This is a genomic window from Halorientalis sp. IM1011 (assembly GCF_001989615.1).
Classification (GTDB): Archaea; Halobacteriota; Halobacteria; order Halobacteriales; family Haloarculaceae; genus Halorientalis.
The window spans coordinates 1,133,374-1,152,487 of the sequence record NZ_CP019067.1 but is presented as its reverse complement, the minus strand read 5'-3'; the positions used below and the strand labels follow the sequence as shown (position 1 = coordinate 1,152,487).

Genomic DNA, 19,114 nt, shown 5'->3' with positions numbered 1-19,114 from the left:
TAAAGGCGGATATTGAACCAAAATGTCGAGAATCCTGATACACTCGCCAATATATCCTCCTCAATCAGGTGGGGCAGCCTCATATTTCTCCAACTTGGTTGAGAAGATAGATGACAATCACACTATCTTTGTACTTACGGCTAGGGGGGAAGACCATGATGAAATAAATGATAATCCAGCGGTTACCGTCCTTAGGGTGATTCCGGAACTTCACCACCCTCCTCTATTCATCCGGACCGCAATTCCCTCTCTCGTATCTCTCATTATAAGCCTCTATCTGATACTCTTTGAGGATATTGATCTCGTTCATTCTCATTCAACCTCCAATGCCGTCCCGGGGCTCGCGGTTGCTACAGTCCTTTTAGATGTCCCCCTCGTCTACGACTGTCGCGATGAGGACTTCCCGTTATGGATGGTTACATTAGGTAATGTTGAGCATTGGCTTAGCTGTAGCAGTAATATTGATGCCCGTCTTGAGAAGGCGGGTGTCGACGCCAACAAAATTACAAGAATCCCGGTTGTAAATCCAGATTACGTTTCTGATTGTGCTATTGAATCAGAAAACGACGAATTCACGATTATCTTCGTTGGGACGGTAATCCAACACAAGGGCATATTCCTCTTACTTGATGCCTTTGAGGAGTTCTATACAAAGCACAGATCTGGAAAGTTGGTAATTATAGGCGATGGACCGGATTTCAATGAAGTAAAAGACCATATTGAGGGTATCGAATATGGTGATAAAATTGAATTGAAGGGGAGTGTCTCTCACAGAACGGCATTGACCGAAATCTCACAAGCGGATACACTCGTTCTGCCCTCTGAACGGGAAGGGATGCCTCGCGTCATAGTCGAAGCATTTGAGCTAGGTGTACCAGTGATTTCGACGCCAGTAGGTGGAATCCCAGATATAATTAAAGATGAGAAAACTGGATTGCTTGTTGATCATAATGCATCCAAAATTGCCGATGCTCTGGAGAAACTCTATTCCTCAGAAGGATTCCGGGAAAAATTGTCAACCAATGCGGAAAACCAAATTGCAGACTGGGATTGGGATACGGTTACAGGTAGAATTTATGACCAGTATCAATCTGCAGTGAGCTGAGATACTTCCTTCGACCCACCGTTTTCATAAAACATCCGGTAAGGAGAATAGGTGGACGGGTCTGGTGAAACATTTGGGAAAACCACAATCTATTGCTTTGAGTTATTCGATATAACCGAGTTCTTCCAGAAGATCGAGTGGTACATCTTTATCCTCTCTTTCTGATTGAGAGAGATTGATTTCCCTTGCTTCCTCAATCCACGTCTTTGCTTTCTCCGGACCAAAAAACCAATAGCGGACTTTACAAGATAGAATATGATCTATGGACCTAATTATTTAATTACGGATATGGTATGGCGAGAAGACGAAATTTACTAATATTTAACTTCTAATGAACTAATGTGCAGTCGGCAAATGAATCACTCGGGGATCTGGCTGAGAGCGCACTACTAATTCTTTGTGGCACTATTTTAGGCCGTGCTCTTGGATTTTTTGGAGAGATAATTATCATTCGGTCTCTCAACCCAAATATGTTTGGTGAAATTGCCTTTACGTATACGATTGTATCATCTGTGGCGACAATTGTACTTCTGGGGGTACATGATGGAGTTACAAGAAAAATGTCCGGTGAACGGGGCAGTCTTTCTAAAGAAGAAATCGTTCAAAGTGGTCTTATAATTGTCTTGTTTAGTGCTTCGATCTCCTCTATAGTTCTCTATCTACTTCGAAATTGGATAGCTCAGATAGCGGGAATTATGGCTGTCTCCACATTTTTGGTCCTATTCATTCCTTACATATTTCTTTACCCGTTAGGTCGAATTTCGCTAGGAATACTAAGAGCACAGAAACAATCTTTTCCCGCTGTTATTTCACAGGACTTCATCTCACGACTCGGCTCTATCGGTATCCTTTTAGCCTTAACCTTAACGGGCGAAAATGTACTGGGGGCTATCGTATACTGGCTCTCCGTTCCACTTCTTTTAGTTCTGGGAGCGAGTATCTTCATAAGGAAGAATCTTGATCTGACAAATATATCCCACCACACTCCAAGTGTTACCTCAGTCCGCGAACTCTGGCGGTTCTCATGGCCGTTAGCTGGAGGACTAGCAATCTTCCTATTTCTCCGAAATCTAGATATATTGATGATTGGATACTTCATGGATGAAACGTCAGTCGGCTACTACCGTTCAATCCAGCCACTCCAACAAATTTCAACCTTCATTCTTGGCTCATTCACGTTTATTTTCCTACCTCTGGCGACAAAATACTATGATAGGGGAATGAAGGAGGAATTGAACCATTTATATAATGCATCTACTAAATGGATACTACTCGCTACCACACCGCCAGTTCTTCTCTTTTCATTCTTCTCTTCTGATATAATACGAATTGTGTACGGTGAGGCGTATTTATCCGCAGCCACGGCATTGAGCGTATTGGTTGGAGGTCTTCTCATACGTGCTGTTACTGGGTTAAATGGGGACGTAGTACAGGCTATTGATCAACCTCGAATTGAGTTATATTCCGCAGCTGTTGGTCTGTGTTTTAACTTTATATTCAATATACTTCTCATCCCCGTGTTTGGAATCGTAGGGGCAGCATTTTCTACTGTGATGGGTTACGCAGTATACAATATAGTTGAAACAGGTGCTATTTATAGAGAAACTGGGATTACTCCGTTTGCTTTATCCAATATCAAACCAATTATTCCAACAGCAGGGTTTGCAGCGTCTCTGGCGTTACTCACTCAGAACCAACTGAGCATCCCTGAAATGGTATTAGTTGGACTTTCCCTCGGAATAATTCAAATACTTTCACTATTCCTCACGCGTAGTGTTGAAGAGGATGACTTGATTTTATTTGATATGTTTGAGGATAAGATAGGATTCGAGATGGAAAGGACAAGAGAGTTTCTTAGAAAGCAGATATAGTACCAACAAAGCTTGATGGATTTGGTCCTGGATTCAAGGAGGTCTGAATAGCAATGGAATAGTTCAAATACAAATATTATTGGCTGAGCCAATATCAAATATCGTCTTCTACCACCGACCCACGCCCAACACCCCACCCAGCAACCATCCCACTAACCAAACTCGTAACTCCACCAATCCAGGCCCCGACCAATACAGCAGTCCCGGACAACTGAATCACATCCCCGAAGCCGACCAGCGTTTCGGCGACCCACTCCAGACCAATAGCCAGAGGCACGGAAAGCCCCAGGCCCACCACAACCCCAACCAACCCAACCACCAACGCCTGCGCCACGATCGTCCCGCCAAGCGTCCACCGGGAACAGCCGAGCGCCTGCAGCGCGGCGAACTGTCGGCGTTGCTGGGCCACAAACGACAACAACAGATTCAGCGTGATCGCGAACCCGACGACCACGGCCAACCCGGCCAAACTGACTCCAGCGGCCAGCACCACCAGCCGTTCCTGCAGGAGCGACTGCAGTTGTTCCTCGTTGGTCCGGACGTCGTAGTTCGGGTACTCCCGCTCCAGTTCCCCGGCCACCTGATCGGGGTCGGCGCCGTCCTCTAAGTTCACGGCGACGTAGGTGGCCTCGTCGGTGCCGGTCGTCCCGGTGACTTCCTGCAGTTCGCTCAGCTGGAGCGTCACGGTGGAGGTCCCGAGGAACTGCGAGAAGGTGGAGGTGAAGCCGACGATCTCGAACTCGTGCTCGCGGGCGGTACTGGTCGTCCCGCCGACGTAGAGGGTGTCGCCGATGCCGACGTCGAACAGGCTCGCGGTCCGCTGGTCGATCAGGACCTCGTGGTTCATCGGGCCGTCGTAGGTCCCGTTGGCGTAGTGGGTGCCTGATTTCGAGAAGGTCGACCCGCGGTCGATGCCGATGCGACTCTCCTTGACGAACGGCACCCCCACCGCGGCGATTGGCTCCAGCTCGCTCCGATTCCGGCCGACGTAGACGGTCTGGAAGGCCAGCGGTGCGGCGATCTTGACGTCCTCGTGGCGACTGATCCGATCGGAGAGTTCGTGCGAGCCGGTCAGGGAGTTGTCGACGCCGCCCACCGTCCCCGGCGCAAGTTCCACGGGGCCGCCGGTCACCCAGAGCTCCTGGTCGGACTGGGCGAAGCGCTCCTCGCCGAAGGCGACGACGCCGATGCCGAGGCCGAGCAACAGCGTCGTCGAGACGACGGCCAGCGCGACGCCGAGCACGGCCAGCGCCGTCCGCGTGCGGTCGTACCGCAACTGCGCGATGGCGAGTCCGACCGACGCACGGAGTCGCGTGAGCACTCTCATCGTCGGATGTCCTCCGTGACGCGACCTCGATGGCTCAACCAGACCGGATAGGGCGCGGCGAGCAGGCCGATGACGACCGCGACCCCGAGCCCGTAGGCGGCGAGGGCCAGGTGGAACTGTGCGATCTGGGTCCCCAGATACTCCCGGGTGGCGAGGTTCGTCGCGGCGATGCCGGCCCGGCCGACGACCACTCCCAGAATCCCGCCGAGCACGGAGACGGTGACCGTCTCGGCGAGGACGATGAGCGAGCGGCTCCGACCGCCGAAGCCGACGGCGCCCATCGTCGCGAGCAGGCGGCGGTCGGCCGTCACCGCAAGGGCCATCGTCGTCCCGATGAAGAGCACGCCGACGACCAGCGCCGTCAGGAACGCGACCACGGCCATCGCGAGCGGGAGGTCGGAGTTCCCCAGCTGGTAGGTCGAGAGCCCGCGCTGCTCGACGACCTCGGTGTTGGGGTACAGACCGGCGAGCCGGTCCCGGACGCCCGGTGCGTTCGTGTCCACCAGCAGGTGGGTGGCCACGTCCCCGCGGTCGGCGCCCGTCACCGCCTGCAGTTCGCTCAACTGCGCGGCCGCGACGGGGACCGACCCGCCCGGCCCGCTCCGCTCGGCGTCGGCCACCGCGACGACCGAGAAGTTGCGCTCGGGTGCGGTCGCGAACTGCAACCCGGAGCCAGCCGAGGCGTTCAGCACCGACGCGGCCGCCTCGTTCAGCACGACCTCGCCGGTCCAGGACCCGTTGCGGCTTCCGTTCGCGTAGTGGGGGTCGCCGGGGGTGAGGGCCGACACGTTGACGCCGGCGACCAGATCCAGATTTTCCCCGCCGACGACGCCGACCACCGCGACGTACTCCTGGGTCGAGCCACCGTCGACGGAGACCTGGAGCACCTGGCGCAAGACGGGCGTGGCGTGGGAGATCCGCTCGTCCTCGCGGAGGCCCGCAGCGGTGGCGTGGACGTCGCCGAGCCGGGGGTCGCCGGTCGCGACGACCGCGGAGCTGGCCGTCCCGCGCTCGGGGACGACCACGTAGTCGACGCCCTCGCCGTGGACGGTCGCGTCGGCGGTCACGCCGAAGGCGATGCCGGTCACGACCGTCAGCAGTGCGACGGCGATGGCGACGCCGAGCACGCTGTAGCCCACGCGTCGAGTGCCGCCGTGGACGAGCGAGCCGACGACCCGGGTCACCCCGAGGCCGACGAGCCCGTACCAGCGGCGCAGGCGGGCGAGGCTACGGGGCACGGTCCTCCCCGGTGACGGCCCCGTCGCGGAGGCGGACCAGTCGGTCGCCCGCGGCCAGCGCCTGGTCGTCGTGCGATGCGAGCACGACCGCGCGGTCGGTCGCGAGGTCGGTCAGCACGTCCAGCACTCGCGCGCTCGTCTCGGTGTCGAGTTCGCCGGTCGGCTCGTCGGCGACGACGAGGTCCGGTTCGGTGATGAGCGCTCGCGCGATGGCGACCCGCTGGCGTTCCCCGCCACTGAGCTGGCCGGGGCGGTGATCGGCCCGGTCTTCGAGGCCCACGGATTCGAGCGCCTCGCGGGCCCGTTCCCGGCGCGTTCGCTTGCCCACGCCCCGTTCGACCAGCGGGAGCGCGACGTTCGAGGTGGCGGTCAGCGACGGCAGCAGGTGAAAGCGCTGGAAGACGATGCCGACGTGGTCGAGGCGGTGGCGCGCCCGCCCGCGCTCGGAGAGCGACCCCACGTCGGTGCCGGCGAGCGTGACCGTCCCCGCACTCGGCGTGTCCAGGCCGGCGAGCAGGTGCAAGAGTGTGGTCTTGCCGCTCCCGCTCGGGCCGGCGATGCCGACGACCTCGCCGGCGTCGATCGACAGCGTCACGCCGTCGACGGCGCGGATCGCCGTCCCGTCGCCCCCGAAGAAGCCACCCCCGCCCCGTCGGTACTCCCTGACGACGTCCGCGCAGTGGACGACCGATCCCTCGTCGCCGTCCGTTCCCGCGACCTCCTTCGACATGATCTTCGTTGGTCCGACGCAGACGGCCGACGAATAAAACATCTTCTACCTGAACAATCTCCCCTGACGATGGATTCGCCCGATACGTGATCCGGGGACGGCCGCGTCACCGCCGACGCCGAAGGGCCGTCACCAGCCCGTACCCGAGCAGGGCGACCGTCAGCAGGGCCACGGCCGTCGACCGTCCGGTCCCTGCAGTCGTCGATGGTCCGTCGTTCCCGTTCGGGGTCAGCACGTCGGCGGAGGAACCCGACCCGTCCGTGGTTTCGATCGTCTTGGAATTACCCGGTTGTGAGGTCGGCGGTGGCGTGTCGCCGACCGTCAGGGTCGCGCCGTCGCTGATCCCCAGGGACTGATCGCGCGCGTCTGGACGGCGTTCGATCACGGACGCGTACGCGCGGTAGGTCCCCGCGGGCAAGCGCGAGACATCGACGTTGGCGACGTACTCGCCGTCTTCGACTCGCGTCGCGGTCGTCCTGACGCTGCGGTTCCGGTCGCCGACGACGACCTCGACCGCGTCGGGCGCACTGCGGTCGCCCGTCGACGTGACCGTCACCGGAACCCTGGCGGTCCGGTCGGTCACCGTCTCGGCGGGCGTCGAGACGGTCACGTCGTAGCCGGCGACGACCACGGGGAACACGTCGAGGAACTCCCCCTGTCTGTAGACGGCGACGACGTACGTTCCGACTTCGAGCCCCTCGGTGTCGAAGGCCGCCTCTGCGGGTCCTCGCTGGCGGGACGTGTCCCGGATATTGCGGTCGGCGTCGTAGAGATAGAGGTCGTAGCCCGCATCGGGCGCCGCGACCGTGACGTCGATCCGTTCGCCCGGGCGACGCTGGGCAACCGCGGAGACATCGAACTCCTCGCCCTCCAGGGAGACGGTCCGGGTCGGCGTCTCGACCGCGTCCGCGACGGTCACGTTGTAGTCGTCGGCACCAGCGTCTTGTCCGACGTCACCGGTCGCGGCCCCGAGTCCGGGGACGGCGAACAACACCGCGACGAGAACCACGCACCGAACCCCCGATCCTGTGTCCATGGCGATATCTGCGTCACTGAGGGCAAAACTATTTCCGGTCAAGTGGGGTTCGTTCGACGAGCGCTTTCGGGCAACCCGTAAACGAGACAGCATTCAGAGGAATCTAAACGGTTAAGAAAGCGCGCGTAAAACCATTGCGTATGACACTTAGGGTGGGTAGAGTGTGTCTGCTGGTAGCCGGCCTGTTGGCCCTCACGGTCGTAGGTGTCCAGACCGGAATGGCACAGCCCGATAACCGAGCGAACGCCGCACTGGGCGTCGAGAACGAGAGCGTCGTCGAGGTCACCGACGAGGTGGACGTCTGGGAACGCGCCGCGTTGCCGTTCCGCGCGAAGACGCCCGGGGCGACACGCGTCACGAGCGTGAACTCGTTCGTCAACGTCGACGAGTTCGACACGGGCGACGTGCCGCTGAACAAACGGCATCTGAACGTCTACGACACCGGCGACAAAATCGAGCTGTCGCTGGATCCCGACACGACTGGTGCGGGGACCGGCGACTTCGCCGGGAAGGAGGCCCAGGTGCTGGTCGCGAACGTCCAGGACACGGAAACGGCCAGATCCGTGGTGAGTCAGGGTGGAATCGATGGTAATCTAGCCGACCTGCTGGCCGGGACGAACGAGAACGTCACGTACGACCTGCTCGACGACGGCGAGGGCGTCGGCGAGTTCGACGACGAGGGTGGTCTGGAAGCGAAGTACGAACCGAGCGAGAGTGGCGTCCACGTGTTCGCCGTCGCCATCGTCGAGGACGGTGACGGATTCTCCGTTGCGGACGGTGACGCGAGCGTCGACGGCGACGTGACGATCGTCGGCGTCGACTCGGTCCCGGTCCAGCACGCGGCGGCCGACGTCTCGCCCGAGGACTCCCGGATCAACCCCGGCGACGAGGCCACGTTCGACGTGGACGCGAACCTGGGCGACGACGACGTGACGCACTCGCTGGTTCTCTACCGGCGCCCGACGCTGGTCGGACAGCAGTTCACGCTGAACGTCGACGAGGTCAGTCGCGACGTCCGGCCCGAGGACGTGACGATCGAGCACTCGCTCGACGAGGTCAACGGCGTCGCCGAGATCGAGAACGACCTCTCGGTGATGGGCGTCGACATCTCGGATCGACGCGTCTCGCCGACGGTCGAACTCCCCGGCCTCGTGGACTTCGTCGCGACCAGCATCGGAACCGAACCGCCGGGCACCGTCTCGACGGGTGACGCGACGCTCGACGCCTCGGCGGTCGCGGTCGAGAAGGACGGCTCCGATGTGGAGCTCACCGTGGAGACGTTCGGCAACTGGTCGACCGGTCCCTACCAGTACGTCTACGTCGCCGAGGGTGACGGTCCCGACGAGACCGCGACGTCGACGGGCCGCATCCAGATCAACCCCGGCGGTGGCAATGGACCGGCCAACCCCGGTGGTGGAAACGACGACGATGACGACGATGGCGACACCGGAGGCCACACCGACGATGACGACGGTGACACCGACTCCGACGACGATACCGACGACAAAGAGGAAACTGACGGGGACGACACCGACGAAACCGATACCGAAGACGAGGACGACGAGCGAGAGACCGAGACGGGCGACGGCGAGCAGGAGACCGACGACGACACGCCGACCCCCGGATCGGACGGTCAGGCGGCGGCAGACCCGGGGACGGACGCACCGAACACGACGACCGGCTTCGGCCCCGGATTCGGAATCGTGATCGCCACGCTGTCGCTGATCGCGGTTGCGTTGCTCTCCCGTCGGCGGTCGTAACTACCCGGCGACGAATTTTCTGCGAACAACGGATCGCTACTCACTTTTCTCGCCACAGTGACCGACTGCGCTGAACAGCAGGACGTGCGTCTCGAAGAAGCCTCTCTGGAGATTCTCGTCGCAGGGTTAGAAGCAGTAGAACATCCGAACGAGCAGTAGTGCGTGGCCTGCCACGCTGGGCTGTCGCTTCTACTCACTCTGAAGATGTGAGCTTTCGCTGGCTGTATCAGGACGACCGCGGTCGCGACGCCCGGAAGACGTGTCCGCCCGCGGCACGGATCCGATCCAGCGCGCGTTTGCCCGTGGCCAACATCGTCAGTCCGGACAGCGCGACGACGTACACCGCGAGCAACACGAGGATCTTTCCGACGTTGTAGCTGTATCGGAGCACACTTGACGAACTCATTGGAAATAACTTCGACAGGGTCACCATAAATCGTCCCCCGCAATTATCAAACGCTGAGTTGGCGGCCTCAGGCCGAATCGCCCGAGGTCGCCAGCATGCTCAGGAAGAAAGAACAGAAGATGGTCTGGACGCCAAGCAGTGTCACTGTCGAGGCCAGCAGGTTGACGGTCGCCGACGGGACGGCGGCGTACCCCTCGATGGTCCACCCGACGACGGCGTAGCTCAGCGCGAGCGCGCCGAGCAGGAAGAGGCCGACGCCGATCGACGCGCCGTGTTCGAGCTTGAAGTTCTCGCGGATCCGGCTGGTGATCGGATCGCGGGGCTCGCGGATCGGGTCGGTCGCGATGGAGCTGAACATCGCGAGGGTCCCGACCTGATAGCCGACGATCGTGATGAGACTGCCACCGATCATCGTCTGGAGGCCGAAGGTCACGCTTCCCATCTGGGTCCCGAACAGTGACAGGCCCATGACCGCGATGCCGGCAAGCGTGAGCAACGCGGCGGGCAGTGAGAACAGGTAACCCGGCGCGTTCACGAGCATGAACTTGACGTGTCGCCACCCGTCCCGGAAGCTGTCGAGGGTAGCCTCACCCTCGCGCTCGTGGTAGGTGATCGGCTCCTCGGCGATGGTCATGTCCTTGGCGGCCGCGTCCATGATCATCTCGCTGGCGAACTCCATGCCGGTCGTCTCGAGATCCAGGCGGTCCAGCGCGTCGGCGTCGAGCACGCGGAGCCCGCTGTGTGCGTCACTCACGCCGGCGTCGTAGAAGGTGTTGAGGAACGCGGTCAACAACGGGTTCCCGACGTACTGGTGGAGGGCTGGCATCGCCCCGGGTTTGATCTCGCCCTCGAGGCGACTCCCCATCGCGATGTCGACGTCGTCCCGGGTCGCCAGTTTGACGAGTTTGGGCAACTCCTCGAAGTCGTAGGTCGTGTCGGCGTCACCGATGGCGACGAACTCACCGCGAGCGCGCTCGAAGGCGTACTTGTAGGCGTTACCGTAGCCGCCCTCGTCGGGTTCGACCACGATCGCACCCAGATCGCGGGCGATCTCCGGAGTCCGGTCGGTCGAACTGTCGCTGACGATGATCTCTGCGAACACGCCGAGTTCCTCGATCGCCGTCTTGGCCCGGTCCATACACTCCGTGATGCCCTCCTCCTCGTTGAGGGTCGGCATCACGATGGTCAGGCTCGGTTCCTGATCACTGTCGCGCTGGACCAACAGATCGTCGCCGGAGAGGTCTGTCTGGGACGCACCGACCGACGACACGCCGATGGATCCGTCCACCTCAGGTGTGGAACCGGATTCCTCGATTCCGCTGTCCGAGTCCGTCGACATCACTCCGATGCCTCGCCTCCGTCAGCCCCGACGCGCGCTCGGATCGGTGATTCCCCGCACTCGGCACAGACGTACGAGCGGTCCACCGTCTCGACCACCGGCGCGTTACAATCGATACACTTGATACTGGCTGCCCGGGCTGCTTTCGGATATCTTCCCACCGTTGTCACCCTGCTATCTTCTTGTTTGCCATTGTCCCATATAGTAATTTCTCATTGCGTGATAGTTGTATGAATAGCAGACATGATAGACGTCTCACCGGTCATCACGCATCGAAGCCGCTTTGGCCCCCACGAACCCAGTCCGACTATGCTCAGAGTCGGTGCACACACCTCTATCGCCGGTGGCGTCCACAACGCCGTCGACGAACAACTGGAGTACGACGGTAACTGCGGGCAGATCTTCTCACACTCCCCGCAGGTCTGGCAGGACCCCGATATCGACCCCGACAACGCCGCACAGTTCCGCGACAACTCCGCCGACGCTGACGTGGGGCCGTGGGTCATCCACTCCTCGTATCTGGTCAACCTCTGTACGCCCAAAGACGACCTCCGCGAGAAGTCGATCGACTCGATGCAGGCGGAACTCGACGCCGCCGACCGACTGGGAATCGAGTACGTCAACGTCCACCTGGGGGCCCACACGGGTGCCGGCGTCGATCAGGGCCTCTCCAACGCCGCGAGCGCGCTGGACGAACTCGACGTGCCCGACGGCGTCACCATTCTGATCGAGAGCGACGCGGGCAGCGGCACGAAACTCGGCGGGCAGTTCGACCATCTCGCGACCGTCCGGGAGCGCACCGAACAGGAGATCGAGTTCTGTCTGGACACGGCCCACGCCTTCGCGGCGGGCTACGACCTCTCGACGCCCGAGGGAGTCGACGACACGCTCGCGGAGTTCGACGACGTGGTCGGCCTCGACGATCTGGCCTGCGTCCACCTCAACGACTCCAAACACGAGTGTGGCACCAACAAGGACGAACACGCCCACGTGGGAGACGGCCTGATCGGCGAGGACGGTATGGACGCGTTCGTCAACCACGAAGCCATCCGGGACGTCCCCCTCGTGCTGGAGACGCCCACGGAGGACGGCCGCGGCTTCGCCTGGAACGTCGAGAAGGTCAAGGAGCTCCGGGACGGCGACTAAAATCACACGAGGGAATCGAAGGGAGTTTCGGGAATACGAACCGGGCGAACCTGTTTGTACGGGGCGGTTCAGAGACCGGCTATGCACTTCTTCGACGGATCGACGCTCGTGGATCGCTTCCCGGAGGTGGCCGGGTCGTGAGATACGTGTTGTGGTCGCTGGGTGCGATGGTGAGTTACTCAAGCGTCTTCTTGCTGGTGAAACTGGCCCAGCGGGAACTGCCGGCTTTCACCGTCATGACCATCGCCGTGCCGGTACTGCTGGTGACGACGACGCTCGTGACGATCCTGACCGGCGAGTGGGAGCCAACGTCGGTCACGGGCATCCACACGCTGTACGCGGTCGCTGCGGGGCTGGGGCTCGCCGGTGCCGTCGTCGGGTACTTCCGTGCGCTGGCGACCGGGCCGGTCAGCGTCGTCGTCCCTATCTACGGGCTGTTCATCGTCGGCGGCGCAACACTCGGGATCGTCGTGTTGAACGAACCCCTCACCGCCCGGAAGGGACTCGGGATCGGGTTCGCCGTGCTCAGCATCGTTCTCATCGCGACGTAGGTCCCGACCGTTTTTGTCGGCCAGTGACCAACGAGCGAGTGTGCGCGAGTTCAGTGCCGAGTACCTGGAGACGACGCGGGTCGGGATGTGGGAGGACTCCCGAGACGCGCTCGCCGACCTCGACCTCCCGGGTCGGAAGCGCGTCCTCGACGTGGGCTGTGGGACGGGCGAGTTGACGCGCGTCCTCCGGGAGGAGACGCCCGGCGAGGTGGTCGGCCTCGACGCCGACCGCGGGTTGCTCGCCAGTGTCGACCCACCTCGACTCCAGGGCGACGCGCTCTCCCTGCCGGTGGCCGACGACAGCTTCGATCTGGTGGTCTGTCAGGCGCTGCTCGTGAACCTGCCCGACCCGGCCGCGGCGGTCGCGGAGTTCGCCCGCGTCTCGACCGATCTGGTCGCGGTGATCGAACCGAACAACGCCGCGGTGTCGGTGACCTCCTCGGCCGACCCGGAGGCCACCCTCGCGAGACGCGCGCGCGAGCTATATCTGCAAGGCATCTCGACCGACGCCGCGCTGGGGGCGGACGCCGCAGCCCTCTTCGAGGACGAGGGTCTGACCGATGTATCCACGACCCGGTACGATCACGAGCGCCGGATCGAACCTCCCTACTCCGAACACGCCGTCGAGGCGGCCCGCCGGAAGGCGAGCGGTGAGGGACTGGAGGCCGACCGCGAGACGATGCTCGCCGGTGACGCCACGCCAGAGGACGTCGACGACCTCCGGACGGCCTGGCGCGCGATGGGCCGGGACGTGATCGCCCAGATGCAGTCCGAGGAGTACCACCGTCGCGAGGTCGTCCCCTTCTTCGTCACGGTCGGTTCGGTCACGCCGGAGTCAGCTACCCACCGCTGAAGCGGTGGGCTTGCCGGTGGACTCCCGTTCTGCCGACACGGGGGTGTCGGACGCCACGTCAGTCGCGTTCACGGTCATCGCCCCCGACTTCAGGGCGTACTGACAGAACGCCCCTCCAGCGGGGGACTTCTGCCCCCGCTGGAGTTTCAACGCCAGTTTTCGGGCTACGTTCTTCGCTGCGTTGTAATCTGCGTTCGCAGTATAAGAACAGTGCAAGCAAGCGAAGCGTTGCCCGTCGCGGTTTTCGTCGAGCGTACAGCCACATTTCGAGCATTGTTGGCTCGTATAGGACGGTTCGACCGTCTCGACCACGATACCGTGTTCGTCGGCTTTGTATGCCACCTGCTCTTGCAGTTCGCGGAACGCCCACTGCTGGAATTTCTTGCCATCGCTGATGCGCTCTCGAATCTGCGCCAGGTCCTCGAACGCGATGTGCGTACAGCCGTGGCGTTCGGCCTCTGCAACGAGTTCTTTCGAGCACCGATGCAGGTAGTCACGGCTCCAGCGACCGAACCTGTCACCGATGCGCTGGTAGGTCAAGTGGGCGCTTCGCGTCCCGGTCTGTTGCAGGCTGGCACGCCGTTTCTCGAACTCGCGGCGCTGGTGGTTAAGATAGTCGGCGTTGCCGACGAACCGACCTGTGCTGGTCACGGCAATATGGTCGGCAACGTTGCAGTCCACGCCGAGGACTCTCGAATCCTCAGCTTTCTCAGGACTGCTCGCGTCAAGTTCTTGCTCCATCGCCGCGTGGAGGTAGAATTCGTCGGCGTCGCTGTCGTAGTGGACGGTGCTGGTCGAAAACGAGTATTTCTCGTTCAGCAGGTACTCGCCGTGGGGTGTGCCTTCGGGGTTGTCGGGCAGGTCGTACTCGCATTCGACTCTGCCGTTGACGGTAGCGAGACTTACCTTATCGCGGTAGAAGGAGGCCGCTCGCTTGACGTAGACGATGCTGAACGTGTCGTATTCGGGCTTGCTGGTGTTCTCGCCCTCGGCCAGCCTGTCTACGCAGTTGTCGATGTCGTCGGTGGCGCGTTTGATGGCTTTCTGCACGAGGTTCGCGTGCAGGTAGTCTGTTTCTTCCCGAAGGTCGTCGTAGATTGCGTTTTCAGCTTCGCTTTTGCTGGTTACGCAGTCTTCATCGGGATAGCGCCACGCCCAGTCTGCGGTGCGGTTGACACAATACTGGAACTTGTTGTTGGTGGCGTGGAGGTCGCTCTTGCGGTTGTCGGGCACATCAAGGCGAACGCGTACCGTTCGAGTTACCTCCCATGCCATATCTCACAGTAGTTGCTACTTTTTATTAGTAGTTTTGACTATGTTGGGGAGTCGGCAATGCCGATACTAGTGAGTGGTTACACGGAGTTTACGCGCTTCCTCCCACGGCTAAAGCCGGTGGGCTTCCGCGCTGTTACCGCTGTGACGGACCGGCTGAGAACACTGGACGTCCGGGAAGCGTCGATTCGTTCCCCGGATAGCGACAGCACGATTTCCTCCTCGTGTGAAAAGTGGGTGCCGTTAATCGTCGGCGAGCACCTGATCGGGTTCGTTCTCGATGAGGCGGTCGATGGCTTCGACCATGGCCTCGACCGAGGCCCGCGTGATGTCGGCGTCGGAGACGGCGACGGTGACGGTGTTGTCGCCGCGGGACATCTCCACTTCGACGGTGACGACGGCGTCGGTGCCGCCGGTGATGGCGTCGACGTGGTAGGAGTCGAGCGAGGCGTCGGCGGCGTGGCCGAGCGCCCCCTGGACGGCGGAGACGGCGGCGTCGACCGGACCGGACCCGGTGCCGGAGGCGACGCGTTCCTCGCCGTCGACCTCGACCCGGACGCTCGCGGTCGGGGTACCGGAGCCGCTCGCGGCGGTCATCTCGAGGAGCTCGACGCGGCGGTCCCGATCCTGGCCGACGACCTCCTCGGCGATCGTCAGGAGGTCGGCATCGGTGACGCGCTTGCCCCGGTCGCCGATTGCCTTGACGCGCTCGACGACCTCGTCGATCTCGTCGTCGTCGGCGTCGATGCCGTGCTCTTCGAGGGCGGCCGCGACGCCGGCGCGGCCGGCGTGCTTGCCGAGGACGAGTCGGCGCTCCCGACCCACCTTCTCGGGCGGGTAGGGCTCGTACATCGAGTCGTCCTTGAGGGTGCCGTCGGTGTGGATGCCGCTCTCGTGAGTGAAGGCGTTCTCGCCGATGACGGCCTTGTTCGGGGCCAGCGGGACGCCCGTCGACCGGGAGATCAGCTGTGCGAGGTCGTACACCTCGGTGAGGTCCATCGGCTCGACGCCGTAGCCGTGGTCCAAGGCGATGGCGACCTCTTCGAGGGCGACGTTGCCGGCCCGTTCGCCGATGCCGTTGATCGTGCCGTGGACGAGGTCAGCGCCCGCGGCGACGCTCACCAGGGCGTTCGTGACGGCCAGTCCGAGGTCGTCGTGGGTGTGGGTACTCGTCGGGCCGAGTTCGGTCATCGGCTGGATCCGTTCGAGCGTGTCGTCGGGCGTCGCGTGGCCGACCGTGTCGGCGTAACAGATCCGGTCGGCACCGGCGTCCATCGACGCGCTCATCAGCTCTTCGAGGTACTCGACCCGGGCCCGGGAGCCGTCCTCGGCGATGACTTCGACCCAGAGGTCGTGGTCCTTTGCGTAGGCGACCAGTTCCTCCGTGTTCGCGACGTTGTCCTCGTGGGTGGTCCCGACTTTCGTCTCGATGTGCTTGTCGCTGCCGGGGACCACGATGGTCACGCCGTCGACGTCGCAGTCCAGTGCGAGGTCGATGTCGTTCTTGATGCCACGGCAGAAACTCGTGATCGTGGCGTCGAGATCGAGGTCGGTCACGCGCTGGATCGTCTCGCGCTCGCCCGGCCCGGTGCAGGCGCTGCCGGCCTCGATGAAGTCGATCTCTGCTCGATCGAGTCCGCGGGCGATGCGCGCTTTCTCCCCGGGTGTCAGCGACACACCCGGCGCTTGCTCGCCGTCGCGAAGCGTCGTGTCGAGAAACTGTACGTCGTCGACGTCACTCGGGTCCCGAAGCTGTGGGTGATTCCCGAAGAAGCTACTCTCTGTCACGGTGTGTCCACCATCAGGCAGAACCGAGAATTTCGCATCCAGCCGCCTTGCGGCGACTTCCTCTATCCTCCGTCGGGGTATGGTCCGACATTGTACCCCACAGTTAGCCAGAGGCTCGCATTAATCTATTGGATTCGAGACAGCGAGTCTCTAGCTCTGCTCGTCGGCGGCCGGTTCGTCCTCAGCCGTCGCGGCATCACCGGTTCCGTCGGCCGGAGCCGCCGTCCCGTCGCCAGTCGCGGCCGACTCGTCGGTATCGGCAGTGCCAGTGTCGTCGGTGTCGGGTTCGGCGGCGGCGTCGGTGTCAGCAGGGTCGTCCGGAGACTCCTCACGTTCGACGACGACCGTGTCGCCGACGTCGACGCCGTCGGCGCTGCCGGCGGGGAGTTCGACGATGGTGTCGGCCTTGGCGACGCCGATTCCGGTCCACGGCGAGAGCGTCGCGACTTTCACGACCTCGTCGTCACGGAGCCAGAGCACGTCCAGCGGCAGCCGGACGAACAGCATGTGGATCACGCGCCGCGGGACGGTCTCCCGCAGCCGATAGAGGAAGCCGGGGTCGCCGAACTCGAAGACGAGTGCGTAGTCGTCGGCCAGCGTGGACTGCCCCATCAACCCGACGGTCTGGGAGATAAAGGAGTCGGCGAGGTCGACGGTCGTCGCAAGCGCTCGCCGCTCGCCCTCGGTCTCGTGGACGACGCGCATACCCGTCGCTCTCCCGGTGCCGACAAAACGTTTTGGTCGAGAACGGCTCTCGACGACAGCCACTCACGCCGCGTCTCCGTTTCAAGCTCTGAGAACTGGGGGGGTTAGTTAAAAACGCGGCCGTAAGTATAGCGAGTATGGCCAGTAGTCTCTCGGCCGTCGAGTTGGCGTACTACGCGCTGCCGGCGGTTACGGTGTTGTTGCACGCGGGCCTGAGCTACTGGATCTATCGCCGTCACTGGGATCAGGCGGGGGCGAAGTGGTTCGTGATCACGCTGATCACCGGGGGGATCTCGGCGTTTTTCTTCTGGATCTATCTGTTCGTCCCGCCGTCGGGGGGCAAGCGGGCGCTGTTCTTCCCGATCGCGTTGCTCGCGTTCTGTTCGTACCTCTCCTTTACCGTGTTCGCCGGCCGGTACACGGGGACGGATTTCCACCGTCACTGGTTGACCCGTGCGACGATGACGGCGATCCTCGGCGGGTTCGTCGTCCTCTCGCTGACCAGACCGGACGGTCTCTATACCACGAACGTCCGACTGATACAGGAGCCGATCACCTACTACGCCTACGAGGTCGAGGCGGGACTGGGTGTCGTCTATCTGCTCACCTACGCGCTCGGGGGGTACACGCTCTACAAGCTGTACGTGTACCTGCTCTCGACCTCGGCGCGCGCGACGAAACAGCTCGCCCTGCTGATCGCCGCCGTGCTCTCGGTCGTGGTCATCACCGCCGCGAGTCAGGCGGGCCTGTTCCCCGCCGACCACCTCAACCACGCCACCTACTCGACGATCCCGTTCAACGTGTTCGTGACCCTCGCACTCTTCCGGTTCGACCTGCTGAACGTCCAGCCGGTCGCGCGCAACGCCGTCGTGGAGAACCTCCGTGATCCAGTCCTCGTCCTCGACGACGAACGCCGCGTCGTCGACTACAACGAGGCCAGTACGCACGTCTGGTCCGATCTCGAGGGCCGCGTCGGGGACCCGTTCGAGGACGTCTGCCCGATGCTCGCCGACGTCGTCGACCTGCGTGAGGACGGTGAGGAGGCGGACCGGATCACGATGCCGGCCGACGGTCAGGACCGCCACTACTCCGTCACCGTCTCGCGGGTCGCACGGGGCGACCGGGACGGGGAGTGGCTGTCGATCCTGCTACGGGATGTGACCGCGCTCGAACAGTCCCGCTGGCAACTCGAAAAACAGAACGAACGCCTCGATCAGGTCGCCTCGACGATCTCACACGACCTCCGCAACCCCATCAACGTCGCCGACGGCTACGCGGAGATCCTGACGGGGATGCTCGACGAGGACGGAATCGACGCCGACGAGGCCGACACCGCAGCCGGGCATCTCGACGAGATCCGGACCAGCCACGAGCGGATGGAGTCGATCATCGAGGATATCCTCACCATCGCTCGCGAGGGCAAGACCGTCGAGGAGACCGAGTCGGTCTCGCTGGCCACGGCCGCCCGCGACGCCTGGGCCAACGTCGACACCGGCGACGCGACGCTAACCGTCGCCGACGACCGACAGATCCAGGCCGACCGCTCGAAACTCCTCTCGATCCTGGAGAACTGCTTCCGGAACGCTGTCGAACACGGTTCGACGGGCAATCAGAACGCGAAGCGTTCTGAAGACGCTGTCGAACACGGTTCCACGGGCAATCGGACTTCGTCCGATGACGCTGTCGCCCACGGCCCGGCCGACGTGGCCGTCGAGGTCGGCGGGACGTCCGGCGGGTTCTACGTCGAAGACGACGGTCCCGGCATCCCCGCGGAACACGCCGACGACATCTTCGAGTACGGCTACACCACCACCGAGGAGGGGACCGGACTCGGCCTCTCCATCGTCCGGACGATGGCCGAGTCCCACGGCTGGACCGTCGAACACGACTCCGACTACGATCAGGGTGCGCGGTTCGTCTTCACCGAGGGGAGCAAGGAATCCGTCGCGGAGACGCCGACGGCCGTTCCGGAGTGAGACGGCTGGTC

The 19,114-nt window shown here is 62.2% G+C and carries 16 protein-coding genes; 7 read left to right on the top strand and 9 right to left on the bottom strand.

Going from position 1 to position 19,114, the window contains the following annotated elements:
• Positions 1–22 precede the first annotated feature (22 nt).
• On the top strand, positions 23–1,105 hold the full coding sequence (locus tag BV210_RS05800; protein ID WP_084802577.1) for a glycosyltransferase family 4 protein: 1,083 nt from the start codon (positions 23–25) through the stop codon (positions 1,103–1,105).
• Positions 1,106–1,446: 341 nt separating this feature from the next.
• Positions 1,447–2,976 carry a flippase gene (locus tag BV210_RS05795; RefSeq protein ID WP_077205720.1) on the top strand — a complete coding sequence of 510 codons (1,530 nt, stop codon included), beginning with the start codon at positions 1,447–1,449 and terminating at the stop codon, positions 2,974–2,976.
• A gap of 94 nt (positions 2,977–3,070) precedes the next feature.
• Here BV210_RS05795 and BV210_RS05790 read toward each other — a convergent pair whose 3' ends face one another.
• From BV210_RS05790 to BV210_RS05775, 4 genes are all read right to left on the bottom strand, one after another.
• Entirely contained in the window at positions 3,071–4,303 is a 1,233-nt protein-coding gene (locus BV210_RS05790; protein ID WP_077205719.1) for an ABC transporter permease, read from the bottom strand.
• Positions 4,300–5,541 carry an ABC transporter permease gene (locus tag BV210_RS05785; protein ID WP_077205718.1) on the bottom strand — a complete coding sequence of 414 codons (1,242 nt, stop codon included), beginning with the start codon at positions 5,539–5,541 and terminating at the stop codon, positions 4,300–4,302. Before BV210_RS05785 ends, BV210_RS05790 begins: the two co-directional genes overlap by 4 nt.
• Positions 5,531–6,271 carry an ABC transporter ATP-binding protein gene (locus BV210_RS05780; RefSeq protein WP_077207987.1) on the bottom strand — a complete coding sequence of 247 codons (741 nt, stop codon included), beginning with the start codon at positions 6,269–6,271 and terminating at the stop codon, positions 5,531–5,533. The genes BV210_RS05785 and BV210_RS05780 overlap by 11 nt, the downstream gene beginning before the upstream one ends.
• A gap of 106 nt (positions 6,272–6,377) precedes the next feature.
• Complete coding sequence (locus BV210_RS05775; RefSeq protein ID WP_077205717.1) at positions 6,378–7,307, bottom strand: hypothetical protein; 930 nt, start codon at positions 7,305–7,307, stop codon at positions 6,378–6,380.
• Positions 7,308–7,447: 140 nt separating this feature from the next.
• On the opposite strand from BV210_RS05775, the gene BV210_RS05770 reads away from it, so the two are divergent.
• The gene (locus BV210_RS05770; RefSeq protein ID WP_157525870.1) at positions 7,448–9,067 is read left to right on the top strand and encodes a PGF-CTERM sorting domain-containing protein; all 1,620 of its coding nucleotides are present in this window, start codon (positions 7,448–7,450) and stop codon (positions 9,065–9,067) included.
• Positions 9,068–9,293: 226 nt separating this feature from the next.
• Here the strand turns inward: BV210_RS05770 and BV210_RS05765 are convergent, their stop codons facing one another.
• On the bottom strand, positions 9,294–9,473 hold the full coding sequence (locus tag BV210_RS05765) for a hypothetical protein (RefSeq protein WP_077205715.1): 180 nt from the start codon (positions 9,471–9,473) through the stop codon (positions 9,294–9,296).
• Between the two features lie 67 nt (positions 9,474–9,540).
• A complete protein-coding gene (locus tag BV210_RS05760; protein ID WP_084802576.1) occupies positions 9,541–10,812 on the bottom strand; it encodes a glycosyltransferase family 2 protein in 1,272 nt (423 codons plus the stop codon).
• A 309-nt stretch (positions 10,813–11,121) separates the two neighbouring features.
• Here BV210_RS05760 and BV210_RS05755 point away from each other — a divergent pair, with 309 nt between their 5' ends.
• The 3 genes from BV210_RS05755 to BV210_RS05745 all read left to right on the top strand — a co-directional run bounded on the left by BV210_RS05755 (position 11,122) and on the right by BV210_RS05745 (position 13,362).
• The gene (locus BV210_RS05755) at positions 11,122–11,958 is read left to right on the top strand and encodes a deoxyribonuclease IV (RefSeq protein WP_077205714.1); all 837 of its coding nucleotides are present in this window, start codon (positions 11,122–11,124) and stop codon (positions 11,956–11,958) included.
• A 137-nt stretch (positions 11,959–12,095) separates the two neighbouring features.
• Positions 12,096–12,509, top strand: a complete 414-nt coding sequence (locus BV210_RS05750; protein WP_077205713.1) for an EamA family transporter — start codon at positions 12,096–12,098, stop codon at positions 12,507–12,509.
• A 40-nt stretch (positions 12,510–12,549) separates the two neighbouring features.
• Complete coding sequence (locus BV210_RS05745) at positions 12,550–13,362, top strand: class I SAM-dependent methyltransferase (protein WP_077205712.1); 813 nt, start codon at positions 12,550–12,552, stop codon at positions 13,360–13,362.
• Here BV210_RS05745 and BV210_RS05740 read toward each other — a convergent pair.
• From BV210_RS05740 to BV210_RS05730, 3 genes are all read right to left on the bottom strand, one after another.
• On the bottom strand, positions 13,345–14,637 hold the full coding sequence (locus BV210_RS05740) for an RNA-guided endonuclease TnpB family protein (RefSeq protein ID WP_077205711.1): 1,293 nt from the start codon (positions 14,635–14,637) through the stop codon (positions 13,345–13,347). The two genes, BV210_RS05745 and BV210_RS05740, sit on opposite strands and share 18 nt — an antisense overlap.
• Positions 14,638–14,877: 240 nt before the next feature.
• Positions 14,878–16,422 carry a (R)-citramalate synthase gene (locus BV210_RS05735; protein WP_077205710.1) on the bottom strand — a complete coding sequence of 515 codons (1,545 nt, stop codon included), beginning with the start codon at positions 16,420–16,422 and terminating at the stop codon, positions 14,878–14,880.
• A gap of 150 nt (positions 16,423–16,572) precedes the next feature.
• Positions 16,573–17,127: a DUF192 domain-containing protein gene (locus tag BV210_RS05730; protein WP_077205709.1), complete on the bottom strand. Its 555-nt coding sequence runs from the start codon at positions 17,125–17,127 to the stop codon at positions 16,573–16,575.
• Positions 17,128–17,264: 137 nt separating this feature from the next.
• On the opposite strand from BV210_RS05730, the gene BV210_RS05725 reads away from it, so the two are divergent.
• Positions 17,265–19,103 carry an ATP-binding protein gene (locus BV210_RS05725; protein ID WP_077205708.1) on the top strand — a complete coding sequence of 613 codons (1,839 nt, stop codon included), beginning with the start codon at positions 17,265–17,267 and terminating at the stop codon, positions 19,101–19,103.
• The last annotated feature ends 11 nt before the right edge of the window (positions 19,104–19,114 follow it).

Bases quoted from the DNA above. Each gene is read 5' to 3' on its own strand.
- BV210_RS05800 (WP_084802577.1), top strand. From the start codon at position 23: ATGTCGAGAATCCTGATACACTCGCCAATATATCCTCCTCAATCAGGT.
- BV210_RS05790 (WP_077205719.1), bottom strand. From the start codon at position 4,303: ATGAGAGTGCTCACGCGACTCCGTGCGTCGGTCGGACTCGCCATCGCG.
- BV210_RS05780 (WP_077207987.1), bottom strand. From the start codon at position 6,271: ATGTCGAAGGAGGTCGCGGGAACGGACGGCGACGAGGGATCGGTCGTC.
- BV210_RS05775 (WP_077205717.1), bottom strand. From the start codon at position 7,307: ATGGACACAGGATCGGGGGTTCGGTGCGTGGTTCTCGTCGCGGTGTTG.
- BV210_RS05770 (WP_157525870.1), top strand. From the start codon at position 7,448: ATGACACTTAGGGTGGGTAGAGTGTGTCTGCTGGTAGCCGGCCTGTTG.
- BV210_RS05765 (WP_077205715.1), bottom strand. From the start codon at position 9,473: ATGAGTTCGTCAAGTGTGCTCCGATACAGCTACAACGTCGGAAAGATC.
- BV210_RS05760 (WP_084802576.1), bottom strand. From the start codon at position 10,812: ATGTCGACGGACTCGGACAGCGGAATCGAGGAATCCGGTTCCACACCT.
- BV210_RS05755 (WP_077205714.1), top strand. From the start codon at position 11,122: ATGCTCAGAGTCGGTGCACACACCTCTATCGCCGGTGGCGTCCACAAC.
- BV210_RS05740 (WP_077205711.1), bottom strand. From the start codon at position 14,637: ATGGCATGGGAGGTAACTCGAACGGTACGCGTTCGCCTTGATGTGCCC.
- BV210_RS05730 (WP_077205709.1), bottom strand. From the start codon at position 17,127: ATGCGCGTCGTCCACGAGACCGAGGGCGAGCGGCGAGCGCTTGCGACG.
- BV210_RS05725 (WP_077205708.1), top strand. From the start codon at position 17,265: ATGGCCAGTAGTCTCTCGGCCGTCGAGTTGGCGTACTACGCGCTGCCG.